Below are 12,952 nucleotides of genomic sequence, written 5' to 3' on the forward strand. Positions count from 1 at the left end.
TTCTGGAAAGAAACCTTTCAGTTAGTTCTGCGGTCGTCAGTGTTACACCTTCGCCCTGAGGGCGCAAGGGTCACTTTCGCGTGGGTTTAGTTGCCTCTGGGAACCCCTCCCCAAAGTCTTGCGCACCCCTTACGATCATGTAAGACTGACGCTCGACTTTAAATAGTAAAGATTCTTTCCTGTAGTGCCAAGGGTGCTCGCACACACCGAAGGCATATACATCCGATCTTTAGTGGGAGGTTCACTTGGTGAACCTGACCGTCCCCCAGCTGCTCGGAGACCGGGCCCTCACCGACCCCGACGGGGTCGCGCTGATCGTGCACGGCTCGGCTCAGCTCACCTACCGCCAGTGGCACGAGCGGTCCACCGCGCTCGCGAACGGCCTGGTCACGCGCGGTGTCGGCCGGGGCGACCGGGTGGGCCTGGTGTTCGGGGCCGCGGACTGGGCCGACTACGCCGTGGCGTTCTGCGGGGTCCTGGCGGCCGGAGCGGTGGCCGTACCGCTCTCCGACCGCCTCGCCCTCGACGACCTGCGCTTCATGCTGGAGAACTGCCGGGCGACCGGCGTCGTCCACGCCGCGGGTCTCGCCGTGCCGGAGATCGGCTGGAGCGCCACGGTCGACGCTCTGGACGTCGAAACGTCCTACGAGAAGGCCGACATCGCGCCTCCGGAGCCCGGGGACCTCGCCCAGATCCTCTACACCTCCGGCACGACCGGCCGTCCCAAGGGCGTCTCGGCGACCCATGCCAACCTGGCCTACGGCTGCGGTGCCAAGCGCCGCCCGTTCGCGCACTCCCGGCATCTCGTCCACGCCTTCCCCATCGGGACCAACGCCGGGCAGGCGATGCTGATCAACGCGCTCGACGCCCAGCCGGCCGTCGTGACGCTGCCGCGCTTCACCCCGGCCCGCTTCGCCTCGCTGATCGAGTCCTACCGCGCCGGGACGGTCTTCCTCGTCCCCGCGATGGCCATCGAGCTGATCAACGCGAAGGTGGCGGAACGGCACGACCTGTCCAGCGTGCTGCTGCTCGGCTCGGCCGCCGCGCCGCTGCCCTCGGCCGTCGCCCAGGCGCTGACCACGGCCTTCCCCAACGCGACGATCACCAACTACTACACCTCGACCGAGGCCGCCCCGGCTCAGACGATCATGATGTTCGACCCGGACCGGCCGGGAAGCGTCGGCCGCGCCATCGCCGGGGGACGGGTCAGGATCGCCACCGCGGAGGGGGAGCCGCTCGCGCCGGGGGAGACCGGGGAGGTCTGGATGCGATCCCCCGCCGCGCCGCGCGCCTACTACGGCGACCCCGACAGCGGGACCTTCCGCGACGGCTGGGTACGGATGGGCGACCTCGGCTACATCGACGCCGACGGCTACCTCTACCTCGTCGACCGCGAGAGCGACGTGGTGAAGTCCGGGGCCTTCAAGGTCTCCACGATCCACGTCGAGGAGGTCGTGTACCGGCACCCGGCGGTGATCGAGGCCGCCGCGTTCGGGGTGCCGCACCCCGTGCTCGGAACCGTCGTCACCGTGGCCCTCGCCACCAGGGAACCCCTCGCGCCCGAGGACCTGCGGATCTTCCTCAAGGACCGTCTGGCCCCGCACGAGCTGCCCGCGCACGTCATCACGGTCGACACCCTGCCGCGCAACGCCGGGGGCAAGGTCGACAAGAAGGCCCTGCGCCGGACGATGGAGGGCACGTGATGGACCGGGTCACGTCCGAGCCCACCTCCGGGGCGGCACCGGAGAACGCGCCCCGGCTCACCCCCGAGCCGTCACCCGCGTCCGCGGGACCGCCGGAGGTCACGTTCACCCAGCAGGGGATGTGGGTGACCGAGCAGACCGTGGGCGGGGGAGCCGCCTACCACATGCCGATACTCGTCCACCTGCGCGGCGACCTGGACACCGGCGCGCTCCTGGCGGCCTGCGCGGCGGTGGCCGACCGGCACCCGATGCTGGGCAGCGTGGTGGCGGAGGTGGACAACGAGTTGCGGCTCGTGCCCGGCGCCCCGGTCCCGGTACGCGAGGCGTCGATCCTCACCGGCTCCGCTACCGTCACGGATTCTCCGTTCGAGAACACCGAGAATGCCGAGAACACCGAGGACGGCGAGAGCGGCGAGAGCGGCGAGCGGTACGGGCGGGCCGTGCGGGAGGCCGTGCGGGAGGCCGTGCGGGAGGAGATCCTGCGCGCGTTCGACCTGGAGAAGGGCCCGCTGGCCAGGTTCACCCTGTTCGGGATCGGTCCCGGACGGCACCTGCTCCTCTTCGTCGCCCACCACCTGGTCTTCGACGGCCAGTCGAAGGACATCCTGGTGCGCGACCTGGCCGCCTTCTACAACGGCGAGCCGCCGCCCCCGCTGCCCGGGATCGACCACGGCCGGGCCGAACGCGGCCGGGTGGCCGCCCTGCTCCCCGGCGCGCGGGAGTTCTGGAAGCCCCGCTGGCGCGATCCGGGGGAGACCGTCGTCCTCGGGCACGCGCTGCGGTCCCGGCGGGCGGGCGAGGGCCGGGTGCTGCGCTTCACCGTGGATCCGTCGATCCCGCCGCACTCGTCGTCCGCTCCGTCCCCGGCGCCCTCTCCCGCGTCTTCTCCCGCGTCCGGTCCGTCGGCTGAACCCGCGTCCGGTCCGTCGGCTGAACCCGCTTCCGCGTCCGTTCCGTCCTCGGCGTCGTCCTTCGCCTCCGGTCCGTTGCCCGACGCCTCCTCCGTGTCCGGCCCGTCCTCGGAGCCCTCTCCGGGTACGCGGGCCCCGGCCCTGACCCGGTTCGAGGTGCTGCTCGCCGCGCTGCACACCCTGCTCCTCGGCTACGGCAACGCCACGGTGACCACCGCCGTCGACCTGTCCACCCGGCCCCCCGAGGCCGCCGGGCACATCGGCCTGTTCGTCAACGAGCTCCCGGTCGCCTCCAGCCCGTCCCCGGAGGCGACCTTCCGCGAGTTCGCCACCGCGCTGCGCGCCGAGCTGCGGGAGGTCTACCGGTTCCGCCAGGTGCCGCTCTCCCGGGCGATGCCCCGCCTCCGGCCGCACGCCGCGCTGGTCCCCGTCTCCGTCAGCTACCGCACCCGCCGCGACGCCGACCCGGTGTTCGCCGGGCTCGACGCGTCGGTGGAGTGGACCGTCTTCAACCACGCGGTACGCGGCGCGCTGCACCTGCAGTGCGTGGACGGCCCCGGCGGGCTGGAGATCAGCCTGCGCCACGACCCCGAGACGGTGCCCGAAGCCGCCCGGGTCGCCGACGACCTGCGTCTCCTTCTGGAACGCGCCACTCTTCACCCCAACCTGACACTGCACGAAATTCTGGAGAACGAGATGGGTTCCGTCACCACGCTGAACGACCAGGTGCGCGAGATCTGGGAGGAAGTACTGGGTATCTCGCCGATCGCCGATGACGACGACATCTTCGATCTCGGCGGCCACTCCCTCACCATCACGCAGATCATCGCCCGCATGCGCAAGCGCCTGGACATCGAGGTCTCCCTGGACGCCTTCTTCGACAACCCGACGATCGCCGGGATCGTGGACTCCCTCGGCGATGACTGAGACCCTCGACGGGCTCCGTCTCTCCCCCCTCACCGACGAGGATCTGGAGCTCCTGCTCCTGGTCAGGCACTTCGAGCTCAAGCTCCTGGAGCTGTACGGCAGGGGCGACCTCAACGGCACCACGCACACCTGCCTGGGCCAGGAGTACGTCCCGGTCGCGCTGCGATCCCTGCTCGGCCCGGCCGACCACGTCTTCAGCAACCACCGGGGACACGGCCACTACCTGGCCAGGTTCCGCGACCCGCACGGCCTGCTCGCCGAGATCATGGGCAGGGAGGGCGCGGTCTGCGGGGGCGTCGGCGGCAGCCAGCACATCCACCGCGACCGCTACATGTCCACCGGCGTGCAGGGCGAGAGCATGCCGGTCGCCGCCGGGGTCGCGCTGCACCTCAAGCGCTCCGAGCCCGGCGCCCTGGCCTGCGTGCACATCGGCGACGGCACCTGGGGCGAGGGCGCGGTCTACGAGGCGCTGAACCTCGCCGCGCTCTGGAGGCTCCCGCTGCTCGTCGTGGTGGAGAACAACGGCATCGCCCAGTCCACCCCGACCGCCTCGCAGATGGCCGGAACGGTGGCCGACCGGGCGGCGGCCTTCGGCATCCCGCACCGGCTGGTCCTCTCCACCGACGTCAACGAGATCCGCCTCTCGCTGGAACGCGAGATCGCGCGGGTGCGCGAGGGACAGCCGCTGGTGGTCGAGTTCGTCACCCACCGCCTCGGGCCGCACAGCAAGGGCGACGACATCCGCCCGGCCGAGGTCGTACGGGCCGCCAGGGACAACGACTGGTACGCCCGCTACGCCCACGACCACCCCGAGCACTTCTACCGGCTCGACGGCGTCGTCAAGGCCGAGGTCGAGGCCGTCGCCGGCGAGGTGGCCGCGCGCCCGCTCTCCCGCTGGGAGGGACCGTGCGCGTAGCGGAGAACCTCAACGCCGCCCTGCACGGGCTGCTGGACGACGACCCCACCGCCTACGTGCTCGGCGAGGACATCCTCGACCCGTACGGCGGCGCCTTCAAGGTGACCAGGGGGCTGTCCACCCGCTTCCCCGACCGCGTGATCGGCACCCCGATCAGCGAGGGCGCGCTGACCGGCGTCGCGGCGGGACTGGCGCTCACCGGCAACACGGCCGTGGCCGAGATCATGTTCGGCGACTTCGTGGCGCTCGCCTTCGACCAGCTGTGCAACTTCGCGAGCAAGTCGGTGTCGATGTACGGCAGGCGGCTCCCGCTGCGGATGGTGGTGCGCTGCCCGACCGGCGGCGGCCGGGGCTACGGTCCCACCCACAGCCAGAGCCTGCAGAAGCACTTCGTCGGCATGCCGGGACTGTCGCTGTACGAGATGTCCCCCTTCCACGACAACCGCGCGGCGTTCGCGGCGATGCTGGAACGGGGTGAGCCGTGCGTGTTCTTCGAGGACAAGGTCCTCTACACCCGGCAGATGGAGCGGGTGGACCCGCTGTTCCTGATGCGCCGCGACGGTGACCTGGCCGTGGTGGACATCCGCGACGCGGGCGACCGCCCCGACTGCGTGGTCATCGCCCCGGGCGGGATGGCCCACCGGGTGCTGGGCGCGATGCGCTCGCTGATGATGGAGGAGGAGATCGCGGTCCGGCTGCTGGTCCCCTCCCGGCTCTACCCGCTGGACGCCGACGCGCTCCTGCCCCACCTCGGGGACGTCGTCCTGGTCGCGGAGGAGAGCACCGCCGGGGGCACCTGGGGCAGCGAGGTCGCCCACCTGCTGCACGCCCGCCTCTGGGGCCGCCTGCGCGGACCCGTCCGTCTCGTCCACTCACGGGCCTCCGTGATCCCCACCGCCGCGCACCTGGAGAACGAGGTCCTGGTCGGGGAGTCCACGATCCACCACGCCGTACGGGAGGCTCTGCGTGGCTGACATCCACGTCCCCAAGCTCAACAACAACGACACCGAGTACCAGATCGTCGAGTGGCTGGTGGGGGACGGCAAGCCCGTCGTCGCCGGGGAGCCGATCGCCGTCCTGGAGACCTCCAAGGCGGCCGACGAGCTGGAGGCGCAGGAGACCGGCTACCTGCACCACGCCGCAGCCCTCGGCACCTGGATCGCCCCCGGCGCGCTCCTCGCCCGCGTCACCGCCGAGGCGGCCCCGCCGCCCGCCTCGCCGTCCGCTTCCGCGCCCGCCCCCGAGGCCGCCCCCGACCCCGCCTCCGTGCTCGCCTTCGTGTCCGCCTCGGTGTCCGACGACGCGCCCGAGGCCGTGACCTCCGAGGCCGTGACCTCCGGGGACGCGGCCGGGCAGGAGGACACGCCGGTGGCGGAGCCGGTCGTCACCGCCCCCGCCCGCGCGGCGATGGAGGAGCTCGGCGTCTCCCACGCCGAGGTCGCGTCCCTGGGACTGACCGTCGTCCGCAGGGCCGACGTGGAGGCCGTGGCCGCCCGCCGTACCGGACGGACGGCCTCCGGCACGGGCGAGGACGTGCCGGAGGACGCGCCCGAAGGCGTACGGAAGGACACCGTGCGGCGGGAGGCGCGCGAAGGCGTGCCGGGGGACGTCCTCGAAGACGTGCCGCGACCGGTCGTGGACGCGGGCGCGCACCGCCTCTCGCGGGTGCAGCGGGCCGTCGCACGCGCCGTCACCATCTCGCACGACACCATCCCCGCCGCGTACACCGTCGTGAAGTTCGAGGTGGGCCCGCTGCTGGAGCGGGCCAGAGGGCTGAGCAGGGAGGTACGCAGGCCGGTCGGCCTGGCGGAGCTGTTCGTCCAGGCCGTGGCCGCGCTGCACCCCGCCTTCCCGCTGTTCTTCGCCTCGGTCGACGGCGACCTGGCGCGTCCGGCCGACGCCCCGCGCGTCGGCGTCACGTTCGACATGGGAGAGGGCCTGTACGTGCCGGTCGTCCACGACACCGGCTCGCTCAAGGCCATCGCCGACGCGCTCATGCGCTACCGGCTCGCCGCCACCGAGGGCGACTTCCGCGAGAAGGACCTCACCGGTGCCAACATCGCCGTCACCCTGCACACCGACGCCGACGTCATCCTCGCGATCCCCTTCATCTTCCCCGGTACGGTCTGCGCCCTCGCGATCACCTCGCCGCAGCCCGAACCGGTAATCGCCGAGGACGGCACGGTGACCGCGAGGACCGTCGCCAACATCGGCCTCGCCTACGACCATCGGCTGATCAACGGACGGGACGCCGCGCTCTTCCTCGCGGCCCTCCGGATGGAGTTACAAGCGTGACCGAGACAACACTGTCGGACGCCAAGAAGGCGCTGCTCGCCAAGCGCCTCAAGAGCCGCGGAGAGGCGCGGGCCGCCGTCGCCCGCCGCGCCCCGGGAACCGTCCCGCCCCTGTCCCACGCCCAGGAACGCCTGTGGTTCCTCGAGCAGTACCGGCCGGGCACCACCACCTACACCGTCCCCGTCGCGGTGCGCCTGCGCGGGGACCTGGACGCCGACGCGCTGCGCCGGGCGCTGGACGAGATCGTCGCGCGCCACGAGGCGCTGCGGACGCGGTTCCTCACCACCGACGACGGCACCCCCGAACTGGTCATCGACGAACCGGGGCCCGCCGCGCTGCGCGTCGTCGAGGCGGACGGCGTGGACGCCGCGATCGAGCTGCTCGACGCCGACCTCGCCGTCCCGTTCGACCTGGAACGCGGCCCGCTCCTCCGCACCGTGCTGGTCAGGATCGCGCCCGACGACCACGTCCTGCTCATCGCCGCCCACCACACCGTCATCGACGGCTGGTCCAGCGACCTGCTCATCCGCGAGCTGCTCGCCCTGCACGACGGCGGGACCCCGCCGCCCGCGCCGGTCGGCTACGGCGACTACGCCCTGTGGCAGCGGGGCCGCGACCACCGCCGCGAGATCGACCACTGGCGCGACCGGCTCGCCGGGCTGCCCGCCATCGAGCTGCCCACCGACCGGCCGCGTCCCGCCGAGCAGCGCCACGAGGGAGCCGCCCTCGACGTCCGGGTGGACGCCGACCTCACCCGGCGCCTCACCGAGCTGGGCGCCGCGGCCGGTGCCACGCCGTACATGACGCTGCTCGCCGCCTTCCAGGTATTGCTCGCCCGCTACTCGGGGCAGACGGACTTCGCGGTCGGCTCCCCGGTCGCCGGGCGCGGGCTGCCCGAGCTGGACGGGGTGGTCGGCATGTTCGTCAACACCCTGGTCCTGCGCGCCGACCTGGCCGACGACCCGTCGTTCACCACCTTCCTGGCCCGGACGCGCGAGGCCGCGCTGGACGCCTACGCGCACCAGGAGCTCCCGTTCGACCAGCTGGTCAACGAGCTGAACGTGGTCCGTGACGTGAGCCGGTCGCCGCTCGCGCAGGTCACCTTCGCGCTGCAGAACTTCAAGGCGGGCGAGGAGGACGGGCGCGTCTCCTACCTCACGCTCCCGGCCAGGACCACCCGGTTCGACCTCGGCCTCTACCTGTTCGAGAGCCCCGACGGGCTGGTCGGCCACCTCTCCTACAGCACCGCCCTGTTCGACCCGGAGACCGTGGAGCTGCTGGCGGCGCGCTTCGAGACGCTGCTTCGCTCGATCGTGGCGGACCCGGACACGCGGGTGGGGGAGCTGTCGCTGCTCTCCGGCGAGGAGCGGGACCTGGTCCTGGGCTTCGGCTCGGGACCCGCCCTGCGGCCGTCCGGCCACGACCTGCTGCACGACCTCGTCACCGCGCAGGCCGCGCTCACCCCCGGCGCGACGGCCGTGGTCCACGAGGGCTCGCCCGCCTCGGGCACGCTGCCCGCGGCACGCGGCGGCTCCGGTTCGCGTACGGCGTCCGGGGCGCGCGGCGGTCCGGGTGAGGCGTCCGGGGCACGCGGCGGCTCGCTGACGTACGCCGAGCTCGACGAGCGCTCCACCAGGATCGCCGCCCTGCTGAGGAACCGGCACGGCGTGGGCCCCGACACCAGGGTGGGCGTCTTCCTCGAACAGTCCACCGACCTGGCGGCGGCCGTCGTCGGCGTGCTGAAGGCCGGTGGCGCCTACGTGCCCCTCGACCCCAAGCAGCCCCGCGACCGGCTGGCGTACATGCTCGCCGACGCCGGGGCCGTCGCCGTCCTCAGCACCACCGCGCTGCGCGACCTGCTTCCCGGCGTCCCCGGCGCCCCGGTGATCTGCCTGGACTCCGAGGCACTGGACGAGACCGGGTTCGAGCCCCCGGAGGTCTCGCCCGGCCACCTCGCGTACGTGATCTACACCTCGGGCACCACCGGCCGGCCGAAGGGCGTCGGGGTGCAGCACCGGCAGGTGCTCAACTACCTCGCCGGGGTCAGGGAGCGCTTCGAGGTCGAACCGGGCGCGGTCTACACGCTGCTGCAGTCGCTCTCGTTCGACTTCGGGGTGACGATCTTCTACCTGTCGCTCATGACGGGCGGGGAGCTGCACCTGGCCGACCCCCAGGCCCCCGCCGAGGAGCTCGCCGGGCTGCTGAGCGGCACCGACTACCTGAAGATGACCCCCTCCCACCTCGCCTCGCTGCTCGCCGCGGTCGACGACCCCGCCGAGCTGCTCCCGCGCAAGCTCCTCGTCCTCGGCGGCGAGGCCTCCCGGTGGAGCTGGGCGCGCGAGCTGACCGCGCACACCACGGTGGTCAACCACTACGGCCCCACCGAGGCCACGGTCGGCATCTCCACCCACGCCGTCACCGGCGAGCACGAGCGGGCGCTGAACCTGCCGATCGGCAGGCCGCTGCCCGGCGCCGGGGTCTACGTGCTCGACGAGCACCTGCGGCTGGTCCCGCCCGGCATGACCGGCGAGATCTACCTCGGCGGCGACCGGCTCGCCCGCGGATACCTCGGGCGCCCCGGCCTGACGGCCGAGAAATTCCTGCCCGACCCGTACGGCGGGCCCGGCGCCCGCATGTACCGGACCGGTGACCTCGGCCGGTGGCTGCCCTCCGGCGACCTGTGCTTCCTGGGCCGCCGTGACCTGCAGGTGAAGGTCAGGGGCTACCGGGTGGAGCTGTCGGAGATCGAGTCGGTGCTCGCCGGCGAGCCGGGAATCGCGCACGCCGTCGTCGAGCTGCGCGCGGACCGGCTGGTCGCGTACGTGGTCGCCGAGATCGGCGGCGAGCAGACCAGCGTCAGCGAGCTGCGGGCGCGGCTCGGCGAGCGGCTCCCCGAGTACATGATCCCCGGGCGGTTCGTCTGGCTGGACGAGCTGCCCCTGAAGTCGCACGGCAAGGTCGACCGGGCGAGGCTGCCCGAACCCGACGAGGCGCGCCCCGACCAGGAGGCCGGATTCGTCCCACCCGAGACGCCCCTCGAAGAGGCGATCGCGGCGGTGTGGGCGAAGGTGCTCGGACTGGTCCAGGTCGGCGTGCTGGACGACTTCTTCGACCTGGGCGGTCATTCGCTGCTCGCCGCGCAGGTGGTCGCCCGCCTTCGGAAAGCCATTCCCGAAGGCGGGCGCCAGGTCACGATCCTGGACCTGTTCAAGAACCGGACCGTCCGCGAGCTCGCGCGGCTCGTCGAGACGGCCGACGACGGCCCGCGGATGCTCCTGCACCGGCTCACCCCGGCCCGCACGGCGACCTCGACACTGGTCTGCGTGCCGTACGGCGGCGGCAGCGCGGCCATCTACCAGCCGCTGGCCGACACGCTGCCGCAGAACTGGGCGCTGCACGCGGTCGCCGTCCCCGGCCAGGAGATGGGGCTCATCGAGGAGACCCGGCCGGTGGCGGAGGTCGCGCAGGGCTGCGTGGAGGAGATCCTCAAGGAGATCCGCGGCCCGATCGCACTGTACGGGCACTGCGGGCTCGGCGTCATGCTGACCGTGGAGATCGCCCGCCGCCTGGAGGCGGCGGGCCGCCCGATCGAGGCGATCTACTTCGGCGGTGTCTTCCCCTTCGCGCGGCCCACCTCGCTGCTCGCCAAGCTGTCGAACCTGACCGACCGCCTGCGCAGCGACCAGGTCTGGGCCAACGCCCTGCGGGCCGCGGGTCTCGACGTGGAGGACCTGGAGCACGACCAGCTCAAGCTGGTGATCGACAACCGGCGCAAGGGCACCAGGGAGGCGGAACGCTACTTCACCCGCCTCTTCGAGGAGGGCGTCGAGCCGCTCAAGGCGCCGATCATCTCGGTGGCGGGCGACCGGGACCCGGCCACCGAGTTCTACCAGGAGCGCTACCGCGAGTGGCATCTCCTGAGCGACTCCACGGCTGTGGTCGTCCTCGACGAGGCCGGGCACTTTTTCCTGAAATATCGGGCGGAAGAGCTCGCCGCCATCGTCACCGGCACCCACCGGGCCATCGCCTCCGGTGACACGGCGAAGCTGGCCCGTACCGACCGGTCCACCTGGTGGCTCGGCGGCGTCTCCACCCAGGACGCCGCCGCGGAGATCCTCCCGGCGACGACGGCCCCCGCGGTCACCGGCGCGGTACCGGCCGCCTTCCCCGCTTCGGAACCGGCCGCGCCCGCTCCCACCGATCCGGAACCGGCCGCGTCCGCTCCTCCCGGCACGGGCGGGGCGCCACCGGGGACGGGACACCCGGTCGCGACGGACCCCCCGGCGCGCTCCGGTCCTCCGCCGAGCATGAAGCGGTTCGCCGCCGTGGCGGCCGGGCAACTCGTCTCGATCATCGGGTCGTCGCTGACCGAGTTCGCCATCCCGCTGTGGATCTACATCACCACCGACTCGCTCGCCAGGTTCGCCCTGTTCTCCGTCCTCGCGCTGGTCCCCGGCATGCTCGTGTCGCCCCTGGCCGGTGCCCTCGTCGACCGCTACGACCGGCGCAGGGTCATGCTCGCCGGGGACGTCGGCGCGTTCGGCACCCAGCTGGCACTGGGCGTCCTGCTGTGGACCGGCAACCTGCAGATCTGGCACATCTACCCGCTCCTGGTGCTGCTGTCGGTCGCGCTCACCTTCCAGCGCCTCGCCTACAACTCCGCCATCCCGCAGCTGGTCCCCAAGCGCTTCCTCGGCCACGCCAACGGCGTGGTCCAGATGGTGACCGGTACCGCCCAGCTCGTCGTCCCGCTGGTCGCGGTCGGCCTGATGGCCGTGATCGGGCTGGAGGGCATCCTCGTCCTAGACGTCGTCTCCTACGCCTTCGCGATCGGGGTGCTGCTCTTCGTCCGCTTCCCGCAGACCATGGCCTGGAAGCGCAGGGAGTCGCTGGTCGCCGAGATGGTCGAGGGCTGGAAGTTCTCCTGGGGCAACAAGGGCTTCCGCGGCATGCTGTTCTTCTTCGCGGTGCTGAACATCTTCCTGTCCCCGCTGTTCCTGCTCATCTCGCCGCTGGTCCTGGGCTTCGCCACCCTGGAGGACGTCGGCCGGATCTCCTTCTTCGGCGGCCTCGGGGTCTTCCTCGGCGGCCTGACCATGACCGTCTGGGGAGGCCCGCGCCGCCGGAGGCTGCGCGGCGTGATGCTCTCCACCCTCGTCCTGGGCCTCTTCTGCCTGGTGACCGGCCTGCAGCAGAACCTGGTCCTGATCGCGGTCGGCGCCTTCGGGATGTCGTTCTGGCTCACCATGCTCAACGGCGTCTACGCCACGATCATCCAGGTCAAGGTGCCGCAGCGCTTCCACGGCCGCGTCATCGCGCTCAACACGCTCATCGCCTGGTCCACCCTGCCGATCGGCTTCGGGCTGGTCGCCCCGTACGGCAGCACGCTGTTCGAACCGCTGCTGGTCCCCGGCGGGCCGCTGGCCGACACGGTCGGCCTCGTGCTCGGCACCGGCGAGGGCCGGGGCGTCGGCCTGATGTACGTGCTGTTCGCCGTCGCCATCGCGGTCACGGCGCTGGTCGCGATGCGGACCCGCACGCTGTCCAGGTTCGACGAGGACGTTCCCGACGCGCTCCCGGACGACCTGGTCGGCTTCCAGGCCATCCAGCGGCGCCAGGAGCGCCTGCATCAGGAAGGCGCGCCCGCCGAGCCGGTCGCGGAGGTGATCCCGATCCGGAGGTGACCGAGCCCTGACCGGTGGACCTCCGGACACCGAGCCCTGCCCGGTGGACCTCCGGACACCGGCCGCCTTCCGGCGCCCCGCTCGCGGGGGAGGGCAGGAGCACCTCCACGGGGTGGTGAGCACGCGGACGGGGTGCGGCCGGTGGCCGCACCCCGTCTTCTCGCATCTATCCGGCTACGCGTGTCGTGTCACCACACCCCGGTCGGGTCAGTACGCCCAGCCACCGGGAGCGAAGTCCTCCCAGTGGTAGAAGTCCCAGTAGTAGCCACCGTTGACCTGCGCGAGCTGGCTCTCGTCCAGCTCGGTGCCGATGCCGGACAGCGCCGACAGTTCCGGCTTAGCCTTAGCCATCGTTGTTTCCCCTTTCGATCTAACAACATGGCAAATGTCGCAATCTCTGGTTGCGAATCACTGGTGGGCGGCTGCAATCGTGAGGTCGGTCGTCAGAGCATGTCGTCAGAACGTGTCTTCAGGACGTGTCTTCAGGACGTGGAGAACCGTGGGCGGCACAGGTGG

Annotated in this window: 7 protein-coding genes; 6 read left to right on the top strand and 1 reads right to left on the bottom strand. The window is 72.0% G+C overall.

Features of this window, described 5'->3' with window-relative positions:
* Positions 1-248: 248 nt before the first annotated feature.
* The 6 genes from ACFFRH_RS20670 to ACFFRH_RS20695 are packed head-to-tail and all read left to right on the top strand — an operon-like array spanning position 249 to position 12,436.
* A complete protein-coding gene (locus ACFFRH_RS20670; protein WP_344748694.1) occupies positions 249-1,703 on the top strand; it encodes a class I adenylate-forming enzyme family protein in 1,455 nt (484 codons plus the stop codon).
* Positions 1,703-3,541 carry a condensation domain-containing protein gene (locus tag ACFFRH_RS20675; protein ID WP_344748693.1) on the top strand — a complete coding sequence of 613 codons (1,839 nt, stop codon included), beginning with the start codon at positions 1,703-1,705 and terminating at the stop codon, positions 3,539-3,541. Before ACFFRH_RS20670 ends, ACFFRH_RS20675 begins: the two co-directional genes overlap by 1 nt.
* A complete protein-coding gene (locus tag ACFFRH_RS20680) occupies positions 3,534-4,457 on the top strand; it encodes a thiamine pyrophosphate-dependent dehydrogenase E1 component subunit alpha (protein ID WP_386158729.1) in 924 nt (307 codons plus the stop codon). The genes ACFFRH_RS20675 and ACFFRH_RS20680 overlap by 8 nt, the downstream gene beginning before the upstream one ends.
* Positions 4,448-5,431 (top strand): alpha-ketoacid dehydrogenase subunit beta, encoded by a 984-nt coding sequence (locus ACFFRH_RS20685; protein ID WP_386158732.1) that lies wholly within the window; start codon positions 4,448-4,450, stop codon positions 5,429-5,431. Before ACFFRH_RS20680 ends, ACFFRH_RS20685 begins: the two co-directional genes overlap by 10 nt.
* Positions 5,424-6,752, top strand: coding sequence for a 2-oxo acid dehydrogenase subunit E2 (locus ACFFRH_RS20690; RefSeq protein WP_386158735.1), 1,329 nt, complete (start codon positions 5,424-5,426; stop codon positions 6,750-6,752). The genes ACFFRH_RS20685 and ACFFRH_RS20690 overlap by 8 nt, the downstream gene beginning before the upstream one ends.
* Positions 6,749-12,436 (top strand): non-ribosomal peptide synthetase/MFS transporter, encoded by a 5,688-nt coding sequence (locus ACFFRH_RS20695; protein ID WP_386158738.1) that lies wholly within the window; start codon positions 6,749-6,751, stop codon positions 12,434-12,436. Before ACFFRH_RS20690 ends, ACFFRH_RS20695 begins: the two co-directional genes overlap by 4 nt.
* Positions 12,437-12,643: 207 nt before the next feature.
* Here the strand turns inward: ACFFRH_RS20695 and ACFFRH_RS20700 are convergent, their stop codons facing one another.
* On the bottom strand, positions 12,644-12,787 hold the full coding sequence (locus ACFFRH_RS20700; protein WP_386158741.1) for a hypothetical protein: 144 nt from the start codon (positions 12,785-12,787) through the stop codon (positions 12,644-12,646).
* Between the last annotated feature and the right edge of the window lie 165 nt (positions 12,788-12,952).

Origin of the sequence: Streptosporangium vulgare, from assembly GCF_042428775.1 — a bacterium.
GTDB lineage: Bacteria > Actinomycetota > Actinomycetes > Streptosporangiales > Streptosporangiaceae > Streptosporangium > Streptosporangium vulgare.

Coding starts and splice junctions, on each gene's coding strand:
- ACFFRH_RS20675 (WP_344748693.1), top strand. CDS start 1,703: ATGGACCGGGTCACGTCCGAGCCCACCTCCGGGGCGGCACCGGAGAAC.
- ACFFRH_RS20680 (WP_386158729.1), top strand. CDS start 3,534: ATGACTGAGACCCTCGACGGGCTCCGTCTCTCCCCCCTCACCGACGAG.
- ACFFRH_RS20700 (WP_386158741.1), bottom strand. CDS start 12,787: ATGGCTAAGGCTAAGCCGGAACTGTCGGCGCTGTCCGGCATCGGCACC.